The following is a 23,581-nucleotide window of genomic DNA, read 5'->3' on the forward strand; positions in this document are numbered from 1 at the left end:
CCTCACTTGTCGAACACCTTGCCGCCCGTGAGCAGCGGGTTGAGGATCAGCGCGACTGGCGCCTGCGTCGTGATGGCCTGCTTGATCGAACGGTCGGCAATGAATTCGAACTCGTCGAGCCGGGTGATGGTGTGATGCTCCAGCGCCAGCGAATCCAGCACCGGACGCATGGTGCGGCAGACCAGTGACTGGCCGTAATTGAATTCGCCGAGCGTGCCGCGCTCAGACACGAACATGATCAGCGGAATCTGGTAGGGCACCGCAAGCGAGGCCAGCACGTTGGCGAGCGTCGCAAACCCCGAGGTCTGCATCAACACCGCGCCCCGTCGTCCGCCCATCCAGGCGCCCGAGACGATGCCGACGGCCTCCTCCTCGCGGGCGGTGGCAAAGGTGGTGAAGAACGGATCGGCGTGCAGGTTCTTGATCAGCGGCGTCAGCACGCGGTCGGGCACGTAAGGGACGAGGCTGATCTCGTTCCGCTTCAGCGTTTGCAGGACGATGCCGTGCCAGCTCTTGTCGCTGGAGGTCTGCGCCGCCTCGGACGAGGTCTGTTGCTCCGCAATCGGCATTGCGTTCTCCCTTCGGCCGCGCATGCTTCTTGGTCTTTTGCCTTTGTCGTGGCCATCGTCTTGGCCGTCGCGGCGGTCTGCCGAACTTGACGCAGGCAGCGGGATTGTCAACATGTCCGGGCTGCACCGTGATCTGCGCCAGACGGCCTGCCGCGGCCGGTGCCGCCGTGTCATAAGCGGCAATAACAAGAGAACGGAGGAACGTATGAAAGGATCGCGCGCCGCGCTGGCCCTGCGGATCTCCTGGAGAAAGCCGGAAGGGTCCTGATGTCCGTCAACAGCAAGCGCGTCTTCTACGTTAAATATCTGGCCAATCCGATCTATATCGACATTCTGAAGGCGCGGCCCGACGTCCGGCTCGATCGCATCGAGAACGAGAGCCCCGAGGAATATTTCGCGCCGATCATCGAAGCGGCTCATGTCTACCAGATCGGCGCCGCCCGTGACGAACTGGCCCCGCATTTCCATGTCGATGCTGCCTTCCTGAAGCGCGCGCCGAACCTGCTGCTCGTCTCCAGCAACGGCGCTGGATTCGATCCTGTTGACGTCGAGGCCTGCACCGATGCCGGCGTGCTGGTCGTCAACCAGTCCGGCGGCAACGCCCATTCCGTCGCCGAGCATGCGCTGGCGATGATGCTGACGCTGTCCAAGCGCATCATCCAGTCCGACCGCAAGCTCCGCAGGGAGTCCAACGTCAACCGCAACGAACTCGTCGGCAACGAGATCGAGCACAAGACCGTCGGCATCATCGGCCTCGGCAATGTCGGTCGCCGCATCGCCGCGCTGTGCAAGGGCCTGTTCGGCATGAAGGTGCTGGCCTACGATCCGTACCTGACGGCCGAAATGATGGCCGAGCGGGGCGGCGAGAAGGTCGAGCTCGACGAGCTCTTGCGCCGCGCCGACTTCGTCTCGATCTCCTGTCCGCTCGACAAGGGCAGCCGCAATATGATCAGCGTGCGCGAGTTTGGGTTGATGCAGCCGCATGCGTACTTTATCACCACGGCGCGTGGCTTCATCCACGATGAGGATGCGCTGCTCCAGGCGTTGCGTGACAAGCGCATTGCGGGCGCCGGTCTCGACGTCTGGTCGAAGGAGCCGCCGCCGCCGGAGCATCCGCTGCTCCAGCTCGACAACGTGCTGGCGAGCCCGCATACGGCCGGCGTCACGATCGAGGCGCGCCAGAACATGGGCCGCATCGCCGCCGAGCAGGTGCTGCATACGCTCGACGGTAAGCGCCCGCCGCGCATCATCAATCCCGAGGTCTGGCCGCGCTATGCCGAGCGGTTCAAGCAGGCGTTTGGTGTGATGCCGGCGTAGGGCGCGCGAAGTCTGATCGTGCTCCGATCGCTGGTTACGAGGATGAAAACGGAAAGCGGCGGATTTTACTGATGGCGTGAGTGAACACGTATGACTTGTCCTGTAGATCAGGGTTCATGAGCATATTTTCGATTGCGACATCCGGACTTTCCGCGGCGAGTTTGCGTGTGAACGTGGCCGCGAGCAATATCGCCAACATTCGCACGACAGGCCCGCTACCTGCGTCAGGCGGATCGAGCACATCGGCCAGTGCGGTCAGTTCGAGCATTAGTCCGACGTTTCCCGCGGCGTATGTGCCGTTGCGAGTCGATCAGGTCGACCAATCGAGCGGCTCGACGCCGGGCGGTACGTTCACGACCGTGTCGGCGGTTTCGCCGAGCTTTACCGCACAATCCGACCCAAGCGCCCCCTTCGCAAACCAGGACGGCCTGGTCGCCGCGCCGAATGTCGATCTCGCCAGCGAATTCGTTCAACTGGCGACCGCGAAGTACAGCTTCATTGCCAATGCGAAGGTCATTCAGGCCTATTCAGAAACGACAGAGTCGCTACTCGACATCACGACGTGATGTCGGCGCGGGCGCTCGTGTCGCGCGCGCCTTCCGCAGGCCCCTAGGCAGGGCGAGGGTGGTTGACGGATTGAGCCGACGACTGTCGGCGGGCGGGAACCGCGCCCCGACCTTGATCCGCATCAAAATCTCCCTCCCGCAATCCGGCTAAATGGGATTAGAGTGAGCGCCGCCGGGGCAGGCAGGAGGTCCCATGTCAACTTATGTGGTCAGGTTCATGAAGGACGTGCTCGGCCAGTACGGCCGGCAGATCGAGGTGTGCCAGGGCACGCTCGAGATCGACGCTTCCGACGAGAACGAAGCCAGAGAGCGGGCGAAGGCGAGGTTTTGCGAGGACCAGGCACTGCACCACTGGTCCTTGCATGCCGACCGCATCCAGGTCAGACCGGCTGACTTTCCGTCGTGAGGGCCTAGCGGCCGGGCGCCGTGACGGGCGGCGGCGCGGTGACGCCCGCACCGAGCGAGCGCTGTACCATGACGGTGTCGGACCAGTGACCGTTGCGATAGGCGACACCGCAGAGCAGGCCGGCGCGCGCGAAACCGAACTTCTCGTGCAGCGCCAGCGAGGGGGCATTGTCGGCATCGATATAGCCGATCATCTGGCGGAAGCCGGCCGCCGCACACGCGTCGATCAACTCCTGCAGCAATAGCCGTCCGACTCCGCGGCCGAGATGGTCGTGGTGCACATAGATCGAATGCTTGGCGGCGTAGCGATAAGCTGGACGCTTGCGGAACAGTACCGCATAGGCATATCCCACGACTTCACCACGAAAGGTCGCGACCAGATGCGGCAGGCGGGTCTGCTTCAGGTTCTTGCGCCGATCGCGCAGATCGTCCGGCTCGGGCGCACCGGTTCCCTCGACATCGCGCGGCACGCCGTTGCGGACGTGATGGCGGTAGATCGCCAGCATCGCATCGACGTCGCTCTCGCGTGAGGGCCGGACCACGACTGGCCCGTCATCCGGGCGCGCAATCGCAGTTTCGTTCATCGGCACCTACCCGGCAACGACGTAAGTATAGAGCCCGATGCGCCCCTGCGCATCGATCTCCTTGTAGACGCCCTGGATTTCCACATCGAAGCCCGGGAACGTGTTGAAGCAGGTCTCGAACATCTTGAGATAATCCAGCATGGGCTTGGCCCGTTCCGTCAGCCGCTCGCCGGGCACGATGGTTGCGATGCCGGGCGGATAGACCACGAAGGGCGTGGTGGCGATGCGGCCCGTGATCGCCTCGATCGGCAGATAGTCGACATCGTTGCGGAACAGGTAGCGCGCGGCATCGCGGGGCGACATCGCGATGTCAGGCATGTGCTCGGGCATGAACTGCCGGGCCTGGAGTGCGCTGACGTCGGCGGCACGGAAGAAACGGTGCATATCGCCGCAGAGATCGCGCAGCCGCACGCCGGCATAGCGCGCCTGCCGTCGCTGGCAGAACTCCGGGATGGCGTCGGCCAGCAGCGCATTGTCGTCGTGCAGCCGCTTGAATGCGACGAGACCGGAGATCAGCGTGCCCGCCTTGCTTGCTTCGACGCCCGGAGTGAGCAGGAAGAGCAGGGAGTTGAGGTCGTTCTTCTCGGGGACGATGCGGTTCTCGCGCAAATATTGCGCGACGACCGGCGCGGGGATGCCGTGCTCGACATAGGCGCCGGTGATGCGATCGAAGCCGGGCGTGAGCAGCGTCAGCTTGTTCGGATCGGTCATGGCAAAGCCCTCGCTGAGGCCAGGGAAGCCATGCCAGGCGCTGTCGGGGGAGAGCTGCCACAGCGCAGGGTTGGTGGCGAGTTCGTCGGTGGAGAGTGTTTCCCAGGCGACGTTGTGGGCGGCGCCGGCGCGGCTGACGTCGGGAATTGCGACGCGGTCGGGGACGAAGGGTTCGAAGAACCAGCGGCGGTCCGGAGTCTGCTCCTTCTCCTCGAACTCCCGGCGCATCGCGCGGATTTTCTTGCGCAACTCGATGCCGAGCCGGATCGTGTCGTCCCACAACACTTCGCCGGAGCGGCCCTTCATCATCTGTGCGCCGACGTCGAGCGAGGCGAACAGCGGGTAGAATGGCGACGTGGAAGCGTGCTGCATGAAACTTTCGTTGAAGCGGCGGTGCTCGACGCGCCGTTTCTGGCCGCGGATGTGACGATCCTTGATGTGGATCTGGGATGCCCGCGAGAAGCTCGCGAGCTGCTTGTGGGTCGACTGCGTCGCGATGATGCCGGGAGCCTCGGGGGGGAAGGTTGGTCAGCCCCATGGCGAAGCGGCCGGCATAGAGCGGGTGGAATTTCATGAAGCCGGCCCAAGCCTCGTCGAACAGGATGTGCTCGCAGAGATGGCCGATGCGCTTCAAGATCATCTCGGCGCTGTGAATGGTGCCGTCATAGGTGCACTGCTCGACCACGGCGACGCGGAACGGCCGCTCCTTGCGCCAGGCGTCCTTGTCCGTCACCAAGGGATGATTGCGGATCGTCTCGCGCAAGGTTTTCTCGTCGAGCATGTCCCAGCGCATCGGGCCAATCAGGCCCCAGGCGTTGCGGATGGTCGGCACGTAGACCGGAACGCCGCCATTGATCATCAGCGCGCCATGATGAGCGGCTTTGTGATTGTTGCGGTCGAACAGCACGAGATCGCCGTCGGTGACGAGAGCGCCGAGCGCGATCTTGTTCGATGTCGAGGTTCCGTTGAGCACGAAATAGGTCTTTTCCGCGCCAAAAATCTGGGCGGCTTCCTTCTGCGCCCTTAGCGCGGGACCTTCGTGGGTGAGGAGGTCGCCGAGGTCGAGCACGGAATTGTCGAGGTCGTCGCGGAACACGGACTCGCCGAGATGTTCGACGAACACCCGCCCGATCGGGCTGCGGTTGTAGAACACGCCGCCATTGTGGCCTGGACAGGTCCAGAGCTGGTTGCCCTCTTCGGCATAATCGACCAGCGCGCCGAAGAAGGGCGTCTTCAGCGTCTCCGCATATTGCTTCAGACGGCTGATCAGGTTCTTGGCGATGAAGGTCGGTGTCTCCTCGGACAGGAAGACATAACCGTCGATGAAGTCGAGCACCTCGACCGGCAGATCCTCGAACCGCTTGCGCCGGATCAGGAGGATGATCGGGAAATCGAGGCCGCGCCGCCGCATCAAATTGATCAGCGCCGAGGTCTTGCCCTCCAGGCCCTTCTTGCCCCAGTCCACCACCATGCAGCCGATTGCGGCATCGGTCTGCACCGCCATCTCCGCGTCCTCCAGCTTGCGGGCGCGAACGACCTCGAAGCCGGAACGCTGGATCTCCTCGATGATCTGGTTGAAGCGGACACCTTCGAGGTCGTCGGCGTCGAACACAGGTGCGGCGAACAGGAAGTTGAAGCGCTTGAAATAGTCCATGTCATGTCCCGAATGTGCGAGACCGACAGGTCTCGACACATTTGATGACAGCTGGATGACAGGGAGCGCGATCCCGAGCGGGCCGGGTCGGATGACCATCGGCTCAGTCCAGCAGCTTGTCCAATGTGATCGGGAAGCGGCGGATGCGTTTGCCGGTGGCGTGATAGACGGCGTTTGCGATCGCCGCCGGGACGCCCACAATGCCGATCTCGCCCAGCCCCTTGATGCCGAGCGCATTGATGTGCGCGTCCGGCTCGTCGACGAAGATCACGTCGATGTCGTGTACATCCGCATTCACGGGAATATGGTACTCGGCGATGTTCGCGTTCATGATCCGACCGAAGCGATGATCCATCACCGTCTCCTCATGGAGCGCCATCCCGATCCCCCAGACCACGCCGCCCATGATCTGGCTGCGGCCGGTCTTGGTGTTCAGAATCCGCCCGGCCGCAACGGCGCTCACGACCCGCGTCACGCGAATGACGTTTAGCTCTTCGTCCACCTTGACCTCGGCGAAGACGGCCGAATGGGTGTTGCGCGCGTGTTTCTTGTCCTCACCGAACTGGTTGAGCTTCTCCTTCTCGATGCGCTCGACGCCGCCATGGCGCATCGCGTCGGCGATCGAGACTGCGCGGCTGTTGTCGCTGGCGCTGGCAATGCTGCCGTCGGTCAGCACCGTATCGACAAGCTCGGCGCCGGCGACCGGCGAGCCTGGCATCTTCCCGGCCAGAGCTAACAGCTCCTTGCGCACTTCCTCGGCGGCTGCGAGCACCGCATGTGCGCTCGAGGCGGCCATCCAGGAGCCGCCCTCGACAGGCGCCTGCGGCAGACTGGAATCTGCGAGCCTGACGCTGATGTTCTCGATTGGCAGGCCGAGTGCGTCGGCTGCGACCTGAGCGACAATGGTGTAGGTGCCGGTGCCGATGTCCGATGCGGCACATGACACCTCGGCATGTCCGTTCGACGTCAGCGCGATACGGACGGCGACCGGCATCTGCAGTGCTTCCCACACACCCGTCGCCATGCCCCAGCCGACCAGCTCCTTGCCGTCGCGCATCGAGCGCGGCACAGGATTGCGTCTGCTCCAGCCGAAGGCGTCCGCGCCGCGCGCGTAGCATTCGCGCAACTGCTTGCTGGTGTAGGGGAGGTTTTCGCTCTGGTCGCGATCCGAGTAGCACTTCAGCCGCAGTTCGACCGGGTCGAGCTTGAGCGCGACGGCGAGCTCGTCCATGGCGCATTCGAGCGCGCAGACGCCCGACGCCGCGCCCGGTGCGCGCATATCGCAAGGCGTGGAGACGTCAAGGTGAACCAGCTTGTGCGCGAAGCGGCTGTTCGGACTCTTGTAGAGCTGTTCGGCCCAGCCGGTATCGTTGCGCGCAAAATCCTCGTAGCGCGAGGTGACGGCAATGGCCTCGTGCGTAACGGCGTCGAGCGTACCATCCGATTTTGCGCCGAGCGCGACGCGCTCGATGGTCATCGGCCGGTATCCGAGCCCGTACATCTGCTGCCGCGTCAGCACGACGCGAATGGACCGCTTCAGCGCGAGCGCGCCGAGCGTTGCCAACACCACCTGATATTGCGGCCGCAAGCCGGAGCCGAAGGCGCCGCCGACGTATGGCGAGACCACGCGAATGTCATCCGGTTTCTTGTCGAACACCCCGCAGAGAAATTTGTGGACGTTCTGGACGCCTTGAGTCTTGTCGTAGATCGTGAGCTTGCCATTGCTGTCCCAGACCGCCGTAGTCGCATAGAGCTCCATCGGATTGTGATGCTCGGTCGGTATCACGTAGTCCGCCTCGTGGCGCACATAAGCTCCCGCAAGAGCCGCTACGGCGTCGCCCCGCGGCTTGTGCGGGTTGTCCTTCTCGGCAGCGTTGCTGCGCTCGCCTTCGAGGTCGGTCGCAAAACCATGCTGCTCATATTCGACCCGCACGAGAGTCGCGGCAAATTTCGCGGTTTCCCAGTCCTCCGCCACGACCAACGCAATCGGCTGGCCATTGAACTTGATCGTGTCATCATAAAGCGGACGGAAAGGCGAGCCTTCCTCGGGCGCTACTTCGTCCTTCCACGAATCGTCCTTGTCGGCCAGTGGCGGACGGTTCGCATGCGTGAGCACGTCGAGTACGCCTTCGACCTGGAGTGCCGTACTGGTGTCGAGGCGGGCAATGCGCCCGCATGGAATGGTGGCCTCGACCACGAAGCCATGGAGGAGCCCGTCCGCCGGAAATTCGCCGGCGTATTTGGCGGCCCCGGTGACCTTGGCTCGGCCGTCGACACGCGACGTTGGCGTTCCGACATAAGCGTTCATAGGGTCCTCACGCGATCTTCTTGTGAGCCTGGGATTGCGGTGTGGCGTTCGCCGCCTGTGTCAGCGTCCGCACGATGGCGCGGCGTGCGAGCTCGACCTTGAAGCCGTTATGTGAGCGGGCCGTTGCTCCCTGGAGCAAGAGATCCGCGGCGTGCGAGAAGTGATCGGGCGTCGCGGCCTGACCGCGCAACGCAGCTTCGGCTTCGAGGCTGCGCCAGGGCTTGTGAGCCACGCCGCCGAGCGCCACGCGTGCCCCGCTGATTGCGTTGCCCTCCAATTCGAGCGCGGCGGCAACCGAGACCAGAGCAAAAGCATAGGACATGCGGTCGCGAATTTTGAGGTAGCTGTAGTTTTGAGCAAAGCCGCGCTGCGGCAGCTCGATCGCCGTGATGATCTCGCCGGTGCCGAGATTGGTATCCACATGAGGCTTGTCGCCGGGCAGCCGATGGAAATCGGTCAGCGCGATGTTGCGTTCGCCGGAGGGACCTGCGATGTGCACGCGCGCATCGAGCGCGGCCAGCGCCACGCTCATGTCGGATGGATTGGTCGCGATGCAGGCGGCGCTCGTACCCAGGATCGCATGGTTGCGGTTGAGGCCGTCCATCGCCGAGCAGCCGCTGCCGGGATGTCGTTTGTTGCAGGGCGTGGCCGTGTCATAGAAATAGGCACAGCGCGTTCGCTGCATCAGATTGCCGCCGACGGAGGCCATGTTGCGCAATTGCGCCGATGCGCCGGCCAGAATGGCGCTGGCGAGCAGGGGATAGCGCTGCTCGATCAGTGGGTGGTAGGCGAGGTCCGAGTTCGGCACCAGCGCGCCGATGCGCAGGGACCCGTCGGACGTCTCCTCGACCTTGCGCAGCGGCAGGCGGGAAATGTCGATCAGCCGGGAGGGGCGCTCGACATTCTCTTTCATCAGGTCGATCAGATTTGTGCCGCCGGCAATGAGTTTTGCGCCGGGATCGGCGGCGAGCAGGCGAATCGCGTCGGCGACATCATTGGCTCGGGCGTATTGGAAGTTGTTCATGGCTGGCCCATTGCCTGCTGGATGGCGGCGACGATGTTCGGATAGGCGCCGCAGCGGCAGAGGTTTCCGCTCATCAACTCCCGGATCTCGTCGGTATCTTTGGCACGGCCTTCGACGAGCAGTCCGGCCGCCGAACATATCTGTCCCGGCGTGCAATAGCCGCACTGGAAGGCGTCATGGTCGATAAACGCCTGTTGCAGTGGATGCAGCGCGCCGTCGTTGGCAAGGCCTTCGATGGTCGTGATCTTCGCGCCGTCGTTCATGACGGCGAGCGTGAGGCAGGAATTGATTCGCCGGCCGTCCACCAGCACCGTGCAGGCGCCGCACTGACCATGGTCGCAGCCCTTCTTGGTGCCGCTCAGCGCAAGATGGTCGCGCAAGGCATCGAGCAGCGTGGTCCATGGCACGAGATCGAGCGTGTGACTGACGCCGTTGACGACAAGATGGATCGGAATGCGTTCGGAAATTTGATGCGTGACATCGCCCATGTCCTGCTCCCTGCGACGGCGACCGTGCCGGACGTCAGCCGTGTTGACGCGGGGGCACGCCTCCGCCGGCCAATAGCGCCCAACGGACCACCGACCGGTTGGTTCCTTTTGATTCTCTTGCCGGCAGTTCGCAGGTTGCGATCAGCGCTTCGCTTCGCCGAACACCACATTCGGCACGGCGCGGTTGACGACCTCGCGCAGCGCGAAGCTCGATTGTACCCGCGCGACGCGCGGCAGGCGCGACAGCTCCATGCGGTGGATGCGCTCAAAATCCTGGATGTCGCGGGCGAGCACGATCAGGATGTAGTCGTCGGTCCCCGACATCAGGAAGCAGCGCACGACGGACGGGCATTTCACCACTTCCGCCTCGAACGCCTTCAACGCCTCGTCGCTTTGGCTTTCCAACGCGATGCGGACCAGCACCGTGGTGGTAAGGCCGAACTGCGCGAGGTCGAGCGTGGCCTGATAGTCCTGGATATAGCCGTCGTCTTCCAGCGCCTTCTGGCGCCGCGCGAGCGCGGTGCTTGATAGCCCAACCTTGTTGGCGAGCTCGGTGTGGCTGGCCCGCGCATTGGTCGTGAGTTCCGCGAGGATTGCGAGATCTTTCCGGTCGAGGGCCAAAGTTTCGTTTCCAGCGTGAAAGGGCGTTTGCGCGCCGGAAACCGGCGCAGGGATGTCAAAGCTAGCGGATATTTGCACGAAACCAAACCGGGCAGGTCGCTACGATCATGAGGTGAATCAAAAGGAGGCCAGGGATGCGCGTCGGTGTGCCCAAGGAAATCAAAGTGCAGGAATATCGCGTCGGGCTCACCCCGGGCGCAGTCCGCGAATATGTCGCGGCCGGGCACGAGGTGACCGTCGAGAGCGGCGCGGGTGGCGGCATCGGCGCATCCGACGAAGTCTATAGGCGGGCAGGGGCCACCATTGCCGACAGCGCGCGCGACATCTTCGCGAAGTCCGACATGATCGTGAAGGTGAAGGAGCCCCAGAAAAGCGAGTGGGCCCAGCTCCGCGAAGGCCAGATCCTGTTTACTTACCTTCATCTTGCGCCGGATCCCGAACAGGCCAGGGGTTTGCTCGCCTCCGGCTGTACTGCGATAGCCTATGAAACCGTCACCGACGCGGCCGGTCACCTCCCCCTGCTTGCGCCGATGAGCGAAGTCGCCGGCCGCCTCGCCATCGAGGCCGCCGGCGCCGCGCTCAAGCGATCGGCGGGCGGCCGCGGGCTGCTGCTGGGCGGCGTTCCCGGCGTGCAGCCGGCGCGGGTCGTCGTGCTCGGCGGCGGCGTGGTGGGAACGCAAGCCGCGCGCATGGCTGCGGGCCTTGGCGCCGAGGTCACCGTGATCGACCGCTCCATTCCAAGGTTGCGGGAGCTTGATGACCTCTTTGCAGGGCGCGTGCGCACCCGCTTCTCCACCATCGAGTCAGTCGAGGAGGAGGTGTTCGCTGCCGACGTCGTGATCGGCGCGGTGCTGGTGCCGGGCGCGAGTGCGCCCAAGCTCGTCACGCGTGCGATGCTGGCATCGATGCGACCGGGCGCCGTGCTGGTCGACGTCGCGATCGATCAGGGCGGCTGCTTCGAGACCTCGCACCCGACCACGCATGCAGAACCAACTTATGCGGTCGACGGCATCGTGCATTATTGCGTCGCCAACATGCCCGGCGCAGTGCCGGTGACGTCGAGCCAGGCGCTGAACAACGCGACGCTACCGTTCGGCTTGATGCTCGCGAACAAGGGTTTTGCCGCGGTGCTGGAAAATCCACATCTGCGCAGCGGGCTGAATGTGCATCGCGGCCGCATCACCAACAAGGCGGTGGCGGAGAGCCTCGGGCTGGAATTTGCTCCGGTGGGGAGCGGGCTGGCGGCATAGAGCATGATCCGGAAAAGTGCGCAGCGGTTTTCCAGGCCGGAAGAAGAAAACTATTGTCCCGTGCCCGTCCTGCGGAAGGAGTTTCCCCGCCGGGAGGCAAAAAAGCCAATCGCTTCCATTGCTGTTTGGGGCCGAAACGACGACATTTCCATCAGAAATTGATGGATTGACTGCTATGGAACGCACCAGGTTTGAGCCTTTCGGCGAGCAATTGGTGTCCGCAACGGACACCCAACCGCGCTCGCGCGGGTCGAAGCTGCTGCTGCGGGTTGGCACCGGCCTGTTCTGGTCGCTGGTTGCCGGCATCGTGCTGGCGCGTGCGGCCTTCTTCGAACCCGGCGTCTACGATGGCTTCAGCCGCGTCGCCTCGCTGGCCAAGAGCCTGATCTTCTAAGGCGCGCCTGATCTTCTAAAGGGCGCCTGACCTTCAGAGCCAGATTATTCCGGGCTGAGGATAGAACTTCCCTGAGCCCTGATATGTCGAAAACTTATTTCCCAATCGGATGGCGCTGCGTATAAATCCTTCTCCTTGGGAGAGATTTGTGTCGCAGAATCAAGCATCCAGCCCGGCCGACGCCAAGCCGACCACGGCCACTGGCCGCATCGTCGCGCTGATTCCCGGGATCCTCCTCTGCATCGCCGTGGCCGGCGTTTCGGCCCTGCTCGAACGGGCGGAATTGGGCGTCTTCGAACATCCCTATGTCGAGGCGCTGGTGATGGCGATCTTGCTCGGCATGGCCGTGCGCAGCTTCTGGAAGCCCGCGCCGCGCTGGCAGTCCGGCATCGCCTTCAGCGCCAAGCAACTGCTCGAAGTCGCCGTCATGCTGCTGGGGGCCTCGATCAGCTTTGCTGCTATCGCGGCGTCCGGGGTCGCGCTGTTGGCCTCGATCGCAGCGGTCGTCGTGATCGCGCTCTGCGTCTCCTTCGGCATCAGCCGCCTGCTTGGTCTCTCGACGCGGCTCTCGATCCTGATCGCCTGCGGCAACTCGATCTGCGGCAATTCGGCGATCGCCGCGGTGGCGCCGATCATCGGCGCCAACAATGACGAGATCGCATCCTCGATCTCCTTCACCGCGATCCTCGGCGTGATGATGGTGCTCGGCTTGCCGCTGCTGATTCCGCTGCTGCAGCTATCGGCCACCCAATACGGAATCCTTGCAGGCCTCACCGTCTATGCCGTGCCGCAGGTGCTGGCCGCGACGGTGCCGGCGGGACTCGTCTCGACGCAGATCGGCACGCTCGTCAAGCTGATGCGCGTGCTGATGCTCGGGCCGGTGGTCGTCGGCCTCTCGCTGACCGCCTCGCGCTGGCAGAGCGACGCCAAGAAGAGCAATGTCGGCTTTTTCCGCCTGGTCCCGTGGTTCATCCTCGGCTTCCTTGCGCTGGCGACCCTGCGATCCCTGGAGATCGTGCCGTCCACGGTGGTTGCCCCGATCACGCGGATCACGGGTTTTCTCACGGTGGTGTCGATGGCTGCACTTGGCCTGGGCGTCGACGTGAAGGTGCTTGCGAATGTCGGGGGCAGGGTGACGGCCGCTGTGACGCTGTCGCTGATGCTGCTGCTCGGCATCAGCATCGCGCTGGTGCACTGGTTCAAGTGAGCGGCGCGACACTGCCGTAGGGTGGGCAAAGGCGCGAAAGCGCCGTGCCCACCATTTCTCTCATGGAGAACGATGGTGGGCACGCTTCGCTTTGCCCACCCTACGAAACTGGCTTCCCGCAAGCGGGGCGAGGTAAGATCAAATCACGTCCGCGAGCGAATGCCCGTGCAGCTCGATGTTCAGCCCCTGCATGCCCATGTCGTTGAGCTCGCCGCCCATCGCTTTGATGCTCTCCTCGCGGATCAGCGACATCAGTCCGCGGCGCAATGCCAGGAATTCCGACGACATCATCATCGACTGCTGCCGCGGCCGCTCCAGCGGGATCGGAATCTCCGCCTTGATCGAGCCGGGGCGCGCGGTCATGCAGTAGACGCGGTCGGACAGGAAGATCGCCTCGTCGATGTCGTGGGTGACGAACAGCACCGAGATCTTCAGCCGCTGCCACATGTTGGTGAGGATCTGCTGCATGATGACGCGGGTCTGCGCATCGAGCGCGCCGAAGGGCTCGTCCAGCAGCAGCACTTTGGGTCCTGTCGCGAGCGCGCGGACGATGCCGACGCGCTGTTTCATGCCACCTGAGAGTTTCTCGGGGTAATGCTTTTCGAAGGCTTCGAGGCCCGCGAGGCCCAGCAGCGTGCGCGCGGCGCGCTCGCGCTGCGAGCGCGGCATGCCGCGCATCTTCAGGCCGAACTCGACATTCTCTCGCACCGTCTTCCAGGGAAACAGCGAATATTGCTGGAACACCATGCCACGCTCGGCGCTCGGACCGTTCACCCTCTCGCCGTCGACGGTGACGATGCCCGTGGTCGGCTTGAGGAAGCCGGCGACCGCGTTAAGCAGCGTCGACTTTCCGCAGCCGGAGGGCCCGACGATCGAGACGAACTCGCCAGGCTTCACATGAATCTGCGTATCGGTGACGGCCTGTACCGGTCCTTCGATGCTGTCGTAGCTGAGGGAGAAATTCCTGACCTCGATATGCCCCTGCGGTGCCTTGACGACGATCTCACTCATCTTGACCTCCACGGCATCACCAATTGTCCGGCCCCCCGGATCAGCATGCTCGATCCGAGGCCGAGCACGCCGATCGCGATCATGCCGAGCGCGATGTCGGCATACTGGACCAGCGAATAGGCCTCCCAGGTGAAATAGCCGATGCCGTACTGCCCCGAGATCATCTCGGCGGCGATCAGCGACACCCAGGCCACCCCCATGCCGACGGTGAGGCCGGTGAAGATGTGCGGGAGCGAGGCCGGGAAATACACGTCGCGGAAGATCGAGCGTTCCCGCGCGCCGAGACATTGCGCGGCGCGCACCAGCACGGGGTCGACCAGCGACATGCCGTGCAGCGTGTTGACCAGGATCGGGAAGAACGAGCCGAGGAAGGTGATGTAGACGATGCTCTGCTCGTTGGTAGGCCACAGCATGATCGCCATCGGCACCCAGGCGATCGCCGGGATCGGCCGCAGCACCTCCGCCACGGGGAAGATAATCTCGTGGACCAGCTTGAAGCGGCCCATGATCAGGCCGAGCGGCACGGCGACGATGGCCGCGAGCGAGAAGCCGAAGATGATGCGCCGGCAGCTCAAGAGAACGTGCAGCAGGAATTTCGGATCGTGGATCGCCTTGGTGAAGCTCGCATAGACCGCGAGTGGCGAGGGCACGTTGGTGAAGCGCACGAAGAACACGACGCGGTAGGTCGTCAGCAGGTGCCAGACCAGCAGGAAGGCGAGCAGCGAGATGATGCCGATCGCGGTCGCGCGCAGCCCGCCCCGGTTGAGCCGGTACCAGCGCAACGCGAGCGTGCCGAAGGAAGGCGGTGATGCGGGTGGAGTGGAGGCGGGCATGGCGCTTGCCTCCGCGATGGCACTTGCCGGCATACTGTCCTCGGGATGTCTGAGGAGGGCGGGACTGCTCACGTCTTGCCCCCGCCGACCGCCGCCTTCACGGCCTCGTCGAAGCCGAGCACCTTGCCGCTGATCTTGGCGGCATAGGCTTCGGCGTCCTTCTTCAACAGGAACGGCACAACCTCGCCATTGCCGACCGCGAAGAAAGCCTGGTCGGCGAACAGCTTGATGCCGCGGGTGGTATCGAAGACGTAAGCGACGTTGATCTTCTTGCCCTTTGCCTTGTAGTCGGCATAGGCGGCGAGCGTGCAGCCGGTTGACGAGAAAGGCATGATGCCGGCTTCGTCGACCCAGACCTCGCCGGCTTTGCGCGAATCGGAGATCGGTTTCTTGCAGAAGGAATCTTCGCCGGAGATCTCGTAATTGCTGGTGCTGGCGAGCCGCGCGTCGTAGTCGAGCTTCATCTCGGAATAGGCTTTGCGGATGTAGCTGTCGTCGACCCATTTCTTCGGGTCGAACTCCTTCATCCGGCCGAGGTTCTGCAGCACCTTGACGTCGGCCGTCGCGGCGTCGATCAGCGCCGGCTTGATCGAGGGATCAGTGGTCATGTTGCCGCTGGGGCCGAGGAAGATGTAGACGACCTCCTTGTTGATGCCGGTCCATTCCTGGATTTTCTCGGCGGCGAGCTTGGGATCGTCGCGCAGCCACTGATTGGCGGCGATCAGCGCCTTGAAATATGCGACGACGACCTCGGGATATTTCTCGGCGAAATCGGTGCGGACCACGATGCCGTGGAAGGTCGGCAGATTAGTCTCGACGCCGTCAAAGATCTTTCGCGCGAAACCGCGGAACGGCAGCAACTCGGCGAACGGAACGAAGTCGGCATGCGCGTCGATCTTCTTCTCCTGGAGATTGGTCGAGCCGACCTCCGGGCTTTGGCTGACCAGCTGGAAGAAATCCGACGCGTAGCCGCGGTCCTGCATCGCCTTCAGCACCATGCCGTGCGCGGCGGAGCCGAACGGCACGCTCACGAGCTTCCCCTTGAGGTCTGCGAGATCGTAGTAGGGCGAATCCTTGTGAACGACGATGCCGTTGCCGGAGCCCGACAGGCTGTAGGCGGCGATGCCGATCAGTCGGCTCTTGCTCTCCGGATTGCTGTCGAAAGTGAAGCCGTTCACGATCAGCGGATAGTCGCCCATCATGCCGATCTGCAGCTTGTTCGCCATCATCGCATTGGTGACGGGCGGACCGGACGTGAAGTTCTGCCACTCCAGCTCGAACTTGATGTTGGCGTATTTGCCGTCCTTCGGCAGATATTTTTCGAGGAGATGGAGCTGGCGGATGACGACGCCGGCGGTCACCGTGTTGGTCGTGGTGTCCTGCGTTCCGATGCCGAGCGTAACGGTTTCCGCCGCGGCCGGCTGCGCGAGGAGAAGCGCCAGCGACGTCACCGACATCGCGATCGAGAGCGTGGGAAGATGGCGGACCATTCTCATCCTCATTCGGTTGGATGTGCTGTGGTTGCCATGATTGGGTGAGGGCGTGGGCAGGGCAAATCCGGAATGAGCGCCACAGTCGATTAGTTGCCGGGAAAAGTTGATTGCATAGTCCTTGGGCAGTCCTGCACTATAAAGCCGCTTGGGTGGGCACCGGCCCTAGTCCGACGCTTGCCCTCGCATCTCTTCCAGCACGTCGGGCCGGCAGACCACGATCTGGGAGCGCTTGGTCAGCACGATTCCCTTCTCCTGCATGCGCTTCAGGCTGATCGTGACCCATTGCCTGGTGGCGCCGACCATGTGGGCGATATCGGCATGGGTGAAGGCGGCCGCGATCACCCGGCCGTCGGCGTCATCGACGCCATAGAGGTCGACGAGATGCAGCAACAGATGCGCAAGGCGCTGTGTGATCGAGCGCGTTCCCAGCATCTGGGCCAGCGCCGAATAGCACTTGCCCTTGAAGGTCAGGCCTTCGATCAGGCCGATCGCGAGGTTCGGAATCTCGACCGCAAGCGATCGCAACTCCTTTCCGGGCAGATGCACCACGCTGCAATTGCTGGATGCAACGCCGGACCATTGATGCACGGTGCCTTCGAACACTTCCGGCCCGCCGACGAAATTGCCGACATGCCAATAGGCCAGCGTGATCTCGCGGCCGAGCGGCGAGGTGTAGAAGACCCGGATACGGCCGCTTTCGATCAGCCAGATACCGTCATGCTTGCCACCCTGGCTGAACAGCGTCTGGCCACGGTTGAGCACTTTTCGGCGGCCCTGCTTCAGCACCAGCTCCCGCTCGCGCTGGCTGAGCTTGTCCATCAACGGCGGCGGTCCGCCGATCCATTGCTGGTTCTCGGTGAGCAGCAGCGAGGAACCGCCGGCAGGCCGGACTGCCGGGGGACCGGCCCCCCGAACCGCATTCGCCGCCGCCTGCAACATTATCTGCCTCCGGAACGTTCAAACCGTTCTAAAGAGGAGCAATGTCCGTGCCAGATTCACTCCGCTGTCATCGCCCGGCTTGACCGGGCGATCCAGTATTCCAGAGACGTCAATGGGTTATCGAGAAGCCGCGGCGTACTGGATTCCCCGCCTTCGCGGGGAATGACAGCGGAGTTTGGAGGACGACCTGTTGCGTCTACCGTCCCGCCAGGCTCAGCAAATACGGCTTCGGGTAAATCCCCCGATTATGCCCATCCGAAAACGAGATGTTCAGCCCGTAACCGAGATCGCCGATTTCGGTGATCGCGATGCCCGGAAAACGCTCGGGGAAGCGGCCGTCGAAGCGGGCGCGGGTGCAGTGGGCGCATTTGCAGGAGAGGCGGAGCGTTTCCGCCGGCAAGTCCAGCGTGTCGTCCTGAGCGGTGCGAACGCGGAGCGTCGCGAGGTCGGCGCTTGCTTCGTAATCTGCCACGATCGGTGCCACCAAGGTCATGACGTGTCTCCGACCCTTCTCTACGTTGCCGCAGCGCTGCTGCGATAGCAACTAATTGCCAGGCTCAGGTGCGAGGCGCTGATCTTCGCTGCCTGCTGTTCGATCATCGCCCACGAAATGTGAAACTAATCGACCGGGAATTTCAGTTCGGCGTTGCCGGATTCCCGTCTCTCCGAAACCTTGTGCGCAATCGAGGTCAGGAGAGACAATGAGCGCATTTCAGAAGGAAACGGTCCTGTCGGTCAGGCACTGGACCGATAGCCTGTTCAGCTTCACCGCGACGCGCGATCCGGGCTTCCGCTTCCAGAACGGCCAGTTCGCGATGATCGGGCTGGAAGTCGAGGGCAAGCCGTTGCTGCGGGCCTACAGCATGGCGAGCGCCAATCACGAGGAGGCGCTCGAGTTCTTCTCGATCAAGGTGCAGGACGGTCCGCTGACCTCGCGCCTTCAGAAGATCAGGGAGGGAGACGTCATCCTGGTCGGCCGCAAGGCCACGGGCACGCTGATCACCGGCAACCTCCTTCCCGGCAAGCGCCTGTTGCTGCTCTCGACCGGCACGGGGCTCGCGCCGTTCGCCAGCCTGATCAAGGACCCCGACGTCTACGAGAATTACGAGACCATCGTGCTCGCCCATGGCTGCCGCCAGGTCTCCGAGCTCTCCTATGGCGAGCACCTGGTAGAAGGCCTGCGCGATCACGAGTTCTTCGGGCCGCTGATCCGGGACAAGCTCGTCTACTACCCGACCGTTACCCGCGAGCCGTTCAGGAATCGCGGCCGCATCTCCGACCTGATCGCGTCGAACCAGCTCTTCGACGACATCGGTCTATCAGGCCTCGATATCGAGACCGACCGCATCATGCTGTGCGGCAGCCCGGCGATGCTGGAGGAACTTCCCGCGATGTTGTCCGCACGCGACTTTGTCGAGGGCAATCACAGCCGGCCCGGTCATTTCGTGATCGAAAAGGCCTTTGTCGAGCGCTGAGGCGCAAATCGCAGCCCGGCGACAACTAATTGCTATCGCCGGGACGCCTGCTGAACAAATCTGATGCAAAGGCGCCGGACCTGCCGGCGAACCAGGAGCAAGCGATGTCACTAGATCAGATCGTCGATGGACTTTCGGAGGTTTCCTGCGACGTGCTGGTGATCGGCGGCGGCACGGCCGGCCCGATGGCGGCACTGAAGGCGAAGCTGAAGAATCCGAAGGCCAATGTCGTCCTGCTCGAAAAGGCCAACGTCAAGCGCTCCGGAGCGATCTCGATGGGCATGGACGGCTTGAACAACGCCGTCATTCCCGGATACGCAACGCCGGAGCAGTACACCAAGGAAATCACCATCGCCAATGACGGCATCGTCGATCAGAAGGCGGTCTACAAATACGCGCAGAACTGCTACTCGATCATCGAGGAACTCGACAGTTTCGGCATCCGCTTTCTGAAGAACGAGAACGGCGACTACGCCGTCAAGAAGGTGCACCACATCGGCACCTACGTGCTGCCGATGCCGAACGGCGAGACCGTGAAGAAGGCGCTGTATCGCCAGCTCCGTCGCGCCCGCATCCTGATCTCCAACCGCTACATGGCGACGCGGCTGCTCAAATCCGCCGACGGGCGCATTGCCGGCGCGATCAGCGTTAATACTCGTACCGCCGAGATGCTGGTGATCAAGGCCAAGGCCGTCATCCTGTGCATGGGCGCCGCCGGCCGGCTCGGTCTGCCGACCTCCGGCTACATGTTTGGTACCTACGAGAACGCAGCCAATTCCGGCGACGGCTATTCCATGGCCTATCATGCCGGTGCGGCTCTGGCGAACCTCGAATGCTATCAGATCAATCCGCTGATCAAGGACTATAACGGCCCGGCCTGCGCCTACGTCGCCGGTCCCTTCGGCGCCTTCACCGCCAACAACGAGGGATCGCGCTTCATCGAATGCGATTACTGGTCGGGTCAGATGATGCTGGAATTCTACAACGAGCTGCTGTCCGGCAAGGGCCCGGTGTTTCTCCAGCTCAAGCATCTTCACCCCGACACCATCTCGGAGATCGAATCGACGCTGCACAAGGTCGAGCGTCCCACACGCGGCCTGTTCCAGCAGGGGCGCGGGGTCGACTACCGCAGCGAGTCGATCGAGATGCATATCTCCGAGATCGGCTTCTGCTCCGGTCACAGTGCGTCGGGCGTGTTCGTCGACGACAACGCGCGCACCACCGTCCCGGGCCTCTATGCCGCCGGCGACATGGCCAGCGTGCCGCACAATTACATGCTCGGCGCCTTCACCAACGGTTCGGTCGCCGGCCTCGACGCGATGGAATTCGCTGACAATCACGACTTCGCGGAATTCGACGCGGCCGATGTCGCCAGCGAACGTGACCGCGTCATGGCGCCGACCAAACGCGAGGACGGCATTCCGCCGAACCAGATCGAGTACAAGACCCGGCGTCTCGTCAATGACTATCTCCAGCCGCCGAAAGTTACGCGCAAATACGAACTCGGCATGCGCCGGCTCGCCGAAGCGAGGGAAGACATGCAGGAGCGCATGATCGCGCGCAATGCGCACGAACTGCTCCGCGCGCTCGAAGTACAGTCGATCATGGACTGCGCGGACATGGCTGTGCATGCCTCGCTCTACCGCGAGGAAAGCCGCTGGGGTCTCTATCACTGGCGGACGGATTTCCCGGAGAAGGACAACGAGAACTGGTTCTGCCACACGCTGCTGAGCAAGCAGGACGGCAAGATGACCAGCGAGAAGCGTGCCGTGGAGCCCTATATCGTGCCGATCGCCGACGATGAGAAGGATCTCTACGACAAGCAGCGCATCCGCGCGACAGCCTGACCCGCCAAAGTAACAGGAGACATACGATGCCTCTCGCTTCCTATCAGACATCGGTTCCGGTGGTCGTCGACGACGCCAAATGCATCGCGGACAAGGGCTGCACGGTGTGCGTCGACGTCTGTCCGCTGGACGTGCTGCGTATCAGCGATATGACCAACAAGGCCTATATGGCCTATGACGAATGCTGGTACTGCATGCCCTGCGAGGCGGATTGCCCGACCGGCGCTGTCACCGTCAACATTCCCTATCTGCTGAGGTAGTCATGTCGAGCCCGTTCGAATCCTACGACGATCTCGAAGATGCCGACGAGCGGCTCCAGGCCGCCGATCCAGGGGAGCGCCGCGTCGCCATCATCGCGCTCGGCCATTCCGGCGATCCCGCAGCAGTCGGCCATCTCGCCAAAATGGTCGCCGATCCCGATGCCGGCGTCCGCCAGCAGGTCGCGATGGCGCTTGGCGAGTTCGACGGGCCGGAGGCTGCCAGCGCGCTGGTGAAGCTGCTGGTCGATCCTGAGAGAATCGTTGCGTCCGCCGCGGCCGACAGCATGGCCGAGTTCAAGGATCCTGCCTGCGCCGAAATCATCCTGCCGCTGGTCAAGCACGCCCACGCCTTCGTCCGCATGGGCGCGTTGCGCGCGCTGAAGGAGCTGCGCTGCAAGGATACGCTGAAGCCGGCGCTGGAAGCGCTCCAGGATTCCGACGCCGCCGTGCGGGTGCAAGCGATCGGCGTGATCGGGTTCCTCAAGCTGGAGGAATCAATCCCGGCGCTGACCGCGCTGATCAACGATCCCGACGCGCATGTGCGCCGTGCCGCCGTCAGCGCGCTCGCCTTCTCGCAGATGAAGCCCGCGGCTGAGATGATCACGCGCGCGTTGAAGGATTCGGACTGGATGGTGCGGGAGATGGCCGCAGAAACGCTGGGCCTCAACGTCAACGGCTCGATCGCCGCCGACCAGCTCATCGCTTCGCTCAGTGACGAGTTCTGGCAGGTGCGGCTGAAGGCAATCCGCAGCCTTGGCCGGATGAAGATCGAGCACGCGGTTCGCCCGATCGGCAATTGCGTCAACCATGAGCAGGCGAATTTGCGGAAGGAAGCCGCTGCTGCGCTCGGCGAAATCGCCCACCACGACGGCGAGGCGTTCCTTGCCGTCATCGCCAACGATCCAGATCCCGAGGTGCGCAAGAACGCGCGCTGGGCGCTTCAGCAGATCGCGGCCCGGAAAGCGCGCGCGGGGGCATAGGAGCGCGGCGGGCTGCCGCGCTGGACTTCCCGTCCCAGACGTTTATTGGTCTTCGCCAATGTGATCGGCCTCCGCGAGCGCGGCCGATCCGAAAAGAGCGAGGATACGCCCATGACGACATTGACGGTAAAGGACCTTCTTCCCGAGGACGGCACGCGGGGAACGCTTGTCGGCCGCGTCTGGCTGCCGCAGGCGAATGGCCCGGCCGTGGTCGCCGTGCGCGGCGATGGTGTGTTCGACGTCACCGCAACGTTCCCGACCGTCAGCACGCTCTGCGAGGAGGACGATCCGGCGAAGGCGCTTGCCACGACCAAGGGCGAGCGCATCGGCGATATCGAGGCCATCGTCCGCAACACGCCACCCGATCAGCGCGATCCGAAAAAGCCGTGGCTGCTCGCGCCGGCCGATCTCCAGACGCTGAAGGCGGCCGGTGTGACCTTCGCCATCTCGATGCTGGAGCGCGTGATCGAGGAGCGGGCGAAAGGCAATCCGGCCTCGGCCGAAGCGATCCGGCAAGAGGTGACGCGGCTGATCGGCGACGATCTGTCGAAGCTCAAGCCGGGTTCGGACCAGGCGATGCACCTGAAGCAGGTGCTGATCGACCAGAACGCCTGGAGCCAGTATCTCGAGGTCGGCATTGGCCCCGATGCCGAGGTCTTCACCAAGGCGCCGACCTTGTCGTCGGTCGGCACCGGCATGGATGCGGGGCTGCATCCGAAATCGACCTGGAACAACCCCGAGCCGGAGCTGGTGCTGTTCGTCTCGAGCCGCGGCAAGATCGTCGGCGGCGCGCTCGGCAACGACGTCAATCTGCGCGACTTTGAGGGCCGTTCGGCGCTGTTGTTGTCGAAAGCCAAAGACAACAACGCGTCGTGTTCGATCGGTCCGCTGCTGCGCCTGTTCGACGACAGCTTTACCCTCGATGACGCCCGCAAGCTCGACATCAGCCTGAACGTGAAGGGGCAGGACGGTTTCGTCCTCGGCGGCCATTCCTCGATCAGCATGATCAGCCGCGATCCGACCGATCTGGTCGAGCAGACCATCGGCAAGGTGCATCAATATCCTGATGGCTTCGTGCTATTCCTCGGGACCATGTTCGCACCGGTTAAGGATCGCGACGCGCCGGGGCAGGGGTTCACCCACAAGCGCGACGACATCGTCACGATCTCGGCGCCCCAGCTCGGCAAACTCGTCAACCGCATGCGGACCAGCGACGAGTGCGAGCCCTGGACCTTCGGCATCGGCGCGCTGATGAAGAATCTGGCGCAGCGGAAGCTGATCTAGCGGTCGGCATGTTGCCCGGCCGACAGCGGGCGATTGCACATCGAAATCAGAGAAGGTCGTCATGCCCGGGCTTGTTCCGGGCATCCACGTTCTTTGTCCCGCATGGCAAGAACGTGGATAGCCGCGACAAGCCCGCCCATGACGATGTGGCGCTGGCCAAGCCGCATCATTTCTTTCATCTTCCCGTTGCATCTGCGGAACAAAATCGCGCTGGGCGTGTCGTACAATGACTCTCCTGCCGAATGTCACCTCCCGACCAAATAGTCAGATAATATGACTAGTCGGAACCAAGCTTCCGTGAAATAGTCCCTCCCGCCGCCTCAAAGGTCGGCCTGTGGGTGCGATGCTACCAATCGGCGCC

23 protein-coding genes and 1 pseudogene are annotated in these 23,581 nt (G+C 63.3%); 11 read left to right on the forward strand and 13 right to left on the reverse strand.

The window, feature by feature from the left end:
* Positions 1–2: 2 nt before the first annotated feature.
* On the reverse strand, positions 3–569 hold the full coding sequence (locus tag ABIB80_RS12240) for a decarboxylase (RefSeq protein ID WP_354127496.1): 567 nt from the start codon (positions 567–569) through the stop codon (positions 3–5).
* A gap of 267 nt (positions 570–836) precedes the next feature.
* Between ABIB80_RS12240 and ABIB80_RS12245 the strand changes: the two genes are divergently transcribed.
* The 3 genes from ABIB80_RS12245 (at position 837) to ABIB80_RS12255 (ending at position 2,858) form a co-directional block, all read left to right on the forward strand.
* Entirely contained in the window at positions 837–1,886 is a 1,050-nt protein-coding gene (locus ABIB80_RS12245) for a hydroxyacid dehydrogenase (protein ID WP_354127497.1), read from the forward strand.
* 116 nt (positions 1,887–2,002) lie between these two features.
* Positions 2,003–2,452: a flagellar basal body rod protein FlgC gene (locus ABIB80_RS12250; RefSeq protein ID WP_007593291.1), complete on the forward strand. Its 450-nt coding sequence runs from the start codon at positions 2,003–2,005 to the stop codon at positions 2,450–2,452.
* A 193-nt stretch (positions 2,453–2,645) separates the two neighbouring features.
* Complete coding sequence (locus ABIB80_RS12255; RefSeq protein ID WP_007593289.1) at positions 2,646–2,858, forward strand: hypothetical protein; 213 nt, start codon at positions 2,646–2,648, stop codon at positions 2,856–2,858.
* Positions 2,859–2,862: 4 nt separating this feature from the next.
* Here the strand turns inward: ABIB80_RS12255 and ABIB80_RS12260 are convergent, their stop codons facing one another.
* The 6 genes and pseudogenes from ABIB80_RS12260 to ABIB80_RS12285 form a co-directional block, all read right to left on the reverse strand.
* Positions 2,863–3,441, reverse strand: a complete 579-nt coding sequence (locus tag ABIB80_RS12260) for a GNAT family N-acetyltransferase (RefSeq protein ID WP_007593282.1) — start codon at positions 3,439–3,441, stop codon at positions 2,863–2,865.
* Between the two features lie 6 nt (positions 3,442–3,447).
* Positions 3,448–5,806: pseudogene (locus tag ABIB80_RS12265) on the reverse strand (Orn/Lys/Arg family decarboxylase).
* Between the two features lie 103 nt (positions 5,807–5,909).
* Positions 5,910–8,114 carry a xanthine dehydrogenase family protein molybdopterin-binding subunit gene (locus tag ABIB80_RS12270; RefSeq protein ID WP_354127498.1) on the reverse strand — a complete coding sequence of 735 codons (2,205 nt, stop codon included), beginning with the start codon at positions 8,112–8,114 and terminating at the stop codon, positions 5,910–5,912.
* Positions 8,115–8,121: 7 nt separating this feature from the next.
* A complete protein-coding gene (locus tag ABIB80_RS12275; RefSeq protein WP_354127499.1) occupies positions 8,122–9,138 on the reverse strand; it encodes an FAD binding domain-containing protein in 1,017 nt (338 codons plus the stop codon).
* A complete protein-coding gene (locus ABIB80_RS12280; protein WP_219680937.1) occupies positions 9,135–9,626 on the reverse strand; it encodes a (2Fe-2S)-binding protein in 492 nt (163 codons plus the stop codon). Before ABIB80_RS12280 ends, ABIB80_RS12275 begins: the two co-directional genes overlap by 4 nt.
* Positions 9,627–9,767: 141 nt before the next feature.
* A complete protein-coding gene (locus tag ABIB80_RS12285; RefSeq protein WP_007593271.1) occupies positions 9,768–10,247 on the reverse strand; it encodes an Lrp/AsnC family transcriptional regulator in 480 nt (159 codons plus the stop codon).
* 134 nt (positions 10,248–10,381) lie between these two features.
* Between ABIB80_RS12285 and ald the strand changes: the two genes are divergently transcribed.
* The 3 genes from ald (at position 10,382) to ABIB80_RS12300 (ending at position 13,098) form a co-directional block, all read left to right on the forward strand.
* Entirely contained in the window at positions 10,382–11,497 is a 1,116-nt protein-coding gene (ald, locus tag ABIB80_RS12290) for an alanine dehydrogenase (protein ID WP_354127500.1), read from the forward strand.
* Positions 11,498–11,672: 175 nt separating this feature from the next.
* Entirely contained in the window at positions 11,673–11,891 is a 219-nt protein-coding gene (locus ABIB80_RS12295) for a hypothetical protein (RefSeq protein ID WP_007593267.1), read from the forward strand.
* Between the two features lie 148 nt (positions 11,892–12,039).
* Complete coding sequence (locus ABIB80_RS12300) at positions 12,040–13,098, forward strand: YeiH family protein (protein ID WP_007593265.1); 1,059 nt, start codon at positions 12,040–12,042, stop codon at positions 13,096–13,098.
* Positions 13,099–13,236: 138 nt separating this feature from the next.
* On the opposite strand, the gene ABIB80_RS12305 is transcribed toward ABIB80_RS12300, so the two are convergent.
* The 5 genes from ABIB80_RS12305 to ABIB80_RS12325 all read right to left on the reverse strand — a co-directional run bounded on the left by ABIB80_RS12305 (position 13,237) and on the right by ABIB80_RS12325 (position 17,867).
* On the reverse strand, positions 13,237–14,109 hold the full coding sequence (locus ABIB80_RS12305; RefSeq protein WP_007593264.1) for an ABC transporter ATP-binding protein: 873 nt from the start codon (positions 14,107–14,109) through the stop codon (positions 13,237–13,239).
* Positions 14,106–15,014: an ABC transporter permease gene (locus tag ABIB80_RS12310; RefSeq protein ID WP_502918726.1), complete on the reverse strand. Its 909-nt coding sequence runs from the start codon at positions 15,012–15,014 to the stop codon at positions 14,106–14,108. Before ABIB80_RS12310 ends, ABIB80_RS12305 begins: the two co-directional genes overlap by 4 nt.
* Positions 15,011–16,432 (reverse strand): ABC transporter substrate-binding protein, encoded by a 1,422-nt coding sequence (locus ABIB80_RS12315; protein WP_354127502.1) that lies wholly within the window; start codon positions 16,430–16,432, stop codon positions 15,011–15,013. Before ABIB80_RS12315 ends, ABIB80_RS12310 begins: the two co-directional genes overlap by 4 nt.
* 165 nt (positions 16,433–16,597) lie before the next feature.
* Positions 16,598–17,374: a Crp/Fnr family transcriptional regulator gene (locus ABIB80_RS12320; protein ID WP_007593261.1), complete on the reverse strand. Its 777-nt coding sequence runs from the start codon at positions 17,372–17,374 to the stop codon at positions 16,598–16,600.
* Between the two features lie 196 nt (positions 17,375–17,570).
* On the reverse strand, positions 17,571–17,867 hold the full coding sequence (locus tag ABIB80_RS12325; protein ID WP_007593255.1) for a gamma-butyrobetaine hydroxylase-like domain-containing protein: 297 nt from the start codon (positions 17,865–17,867) through the stop codon (positions 17,571–17,573).
* A gap of 208 nt (positions 17,868–18,075) precedes the next feature.
* Between ABIB80_RS12325 and ABIB80_RS12330 the strand changes: the two genes are divergently transcribed.
* The 5 genes from ABIB80_RS12330 (at position 18,076) to ABIB80_RS12350 (ending at position 23,220) form a co-directional block, all read left to right on the forward strand.
* The gene (locus ABIB80_RS12330) at positions 18,076–18,849 is read left to right on the forward strand and encodes a ferredoxin--NADP reductase (protein ID WP_007593254.1); all 774 of its coding nucleotides are present in this window, start codon (positions 18,076–18,078) and stop codon (positions 18,847–18,849) included.
* A gap of 104 nt (positions 18,850–18,953) precedes the next feature.
* Positions 18,954–20,696, forward strand: a complete 1,743-nt coding sequence (locus tag ABIB80_RS12335) for a fumarate reductase/succinate dehydrogenase flavoprotein subunit (RefSeq protein WP_007593253.1) — start codon at positions 18,954–18,956, stop codon at positions 20,694–20,696.
* A gap of 26 nt (positions 20,697–20,722) precedes the next feature.
* A complete protein-coding gene (locus ABIB80_RS12340; protein ID WP_007593252.1) occupies positions 20,723–20,956 on the forward strand; it encodes a 4Fe-4S dicluster domain-containing protein in 234 nt (77 codons plus the stop codon).
* A gap of 2 nt (positions 20,957–20,958) precedes the next feature.
* Complete coding sequence (locus ABIB80_RS12345; protein ID WP_007593251.1) at positions 20,959–21,936, forward strand: HEAT repeat domain-containing protein; 978 nt, start codon at positions 20,959–20,961, stop codon at positions 21,934–21,936.
* Between the two features lie 111 nt (positions 21,937–22,047).
* The gene (locus tag ABIB80_RS12350; RefSeq protein WP_354127503.1) at positions 22,048–23,220 is read left to right on the forward strand and encodes a fumarylacetoacetate hydrolase family protein; all 1,173 of its coding nucleotides are present in this window, start codon (positions 22,048–22,050) and stop codon (positions 23,218–23,220) included.
* A gap of 59 nt (positions 23,221–23,279) precedes the next feature.
* Here ABIB80_RS12350 and ABIB80_RS12355 read toward each other — a convergent pair whose 3' ends face one another.
* Positions 23,280–23,447, reverse strand: a complete 168-nt coding sequence (locus ABIB80_RS12355; protein WP_354127504.1) for a hypothetical protein — start codon at positions 23,445–23,447, stop codon at positions 23,280–23,282.
* Positions 23,448–23,581: the final 134 nt, after the last annotated feature.

The organism is Bradyrhizobium sp. i1.15.2 (assembly GCF_040548425.1).
Lineage (GTDB): Bacteria > Pseudomonadota > Alphaproteobacteria > Rhizobiales > Xanthobacteraceae > Bradyrhizobium > Bradyrhizobium canariense.

Coding starts and splice junctions, on each gene's coding strand:
- ABIB80_RS12320 (WP_007593261.1), bottom strand. CDS start 17,374: ATGTTGCAGGCGGCGGCGAATGCGGTTCGGGGGGCCGGTCCCCCGGCA.
- ABIB80_RS12315 (WP_354127502.1), bottom strand. CDS start 16,432: ATGGTCCGCCATCTTCCCACGCTCTCGATCGCGATGTCGGTGACGTCG.
- ABIB80_RS12350 (WP_354127503.1), top strand. CDS start 22,048: ATGACGACATTGACGGTAAAGGACCTTCTTCCCGAGGACGGCACGCGG.
- ABIB80_RS12305 (WP_007593264.1), bottom strand. CDS start 14,109: ATGAGTGAGATCGTCGTCAAGGCACCGCAGGGGCATATCGAGGTCAGG.
- ABIB80_RS12325 (WP_007593255.1), bottom strand. CDS start 17,867: ATGACCTTGGTGGCACCGATCGTGGCAGATTACGAAGCAAGCGCCGAC.
- ABIB80_RS12245 (WP_354127497.1), top strand. CDS start 837: ATGTCCGTCAACAGCAAGCGCGTCTTCTACGTTAAATATCTGGCCAAT.
- ABIB80_RS12260 (WP_007593282.1), bottom strand. CDS start 3,441: ATGAACGAAACTGCGATTGCGCGCCCGGATGACGGGCCAGTCGTGGTC.
- ABIB80_RS12330 (WP_007593254.1), top strand. CDS start 18,076: ATGAGCGCATTTCAGAAGGAAACGGTCCTGTCGGTCAGGCACTGGACC.
- ABIB80_RS12275 (WP_354127499.1), bottom strand. CDS start 9,138: ATGAACAACTTCCAATACGCCCGAGCCAATGATGTCGCCGACGCGATT.
- ABIB80_RS12250 (WP_007593291.1), top strand. CDS start 2,003: ATGAGCATATTTTCGATTGCGACATCCGGACTTTCCGCGGCGAGTTTG.
- ABIB80_RS12295 (WP_007593267.1), top strand. CDS start 11,673: ATGGAACGCACCAGGTTTGAGCCTTTCGGCGAGCAATTGGTGTCCGCA.
- ABIB80_RS12345 (WP_007593251.1), top strand. CDS start 20,959: ATGTCGAGCCCGTTCGAATCCTACGACGATCTCGAAGATGCCGACGAG.
- ald (WP_354127500.1), top strand. CDS start 10,382: ATGCGCGTCGGTGTGCCCAAGGAAATCAAAGTGCAGGAATATCGCGTC.
- ABIB80_RS12335 (WP_007593253.1), top strand. CDS start 18,954: ATGTCACTAGATCAGATCGTCGATGGACTTTCGGAGGTTTCCTGCGAC.
- ABIB80_RS12240 (WP_354127496.1), bottom strand. CDS start 569: ATGCCGATTGCGGAGCAACAGACCTCGTCCGAGGCGGCGCAGACCTCC.
- ABIB80_RS12340 (WP_007593252.1), top strand. CDS start 20,723: ATGCCTCTCGCTTCCTATCAGACATCGGTTCCGGTGGTCGTCGACGAC.
- ABIB80_RS12270 (WP_354127498.1), bottom strand. CDS start 8,114: ATGAACGCTTATGTCGGAACGCCAACGTCGCGTGTCGACGGCCGAGCC.
- ABIB80_RS12255 (WP_007593289.1), top strand. CDS start 2,646: ATGTCAACTTATGTGGTCAGGTTCATGAAGGACGTGCTCGGCCAGTAC.
- ABIB80_RS12280 (WP_219680937.1), bottom strand. CDS start 9,626: ATGGGCGATGTCACGCATCAAATTTCCGAACGCATTCCGATCCATCTT.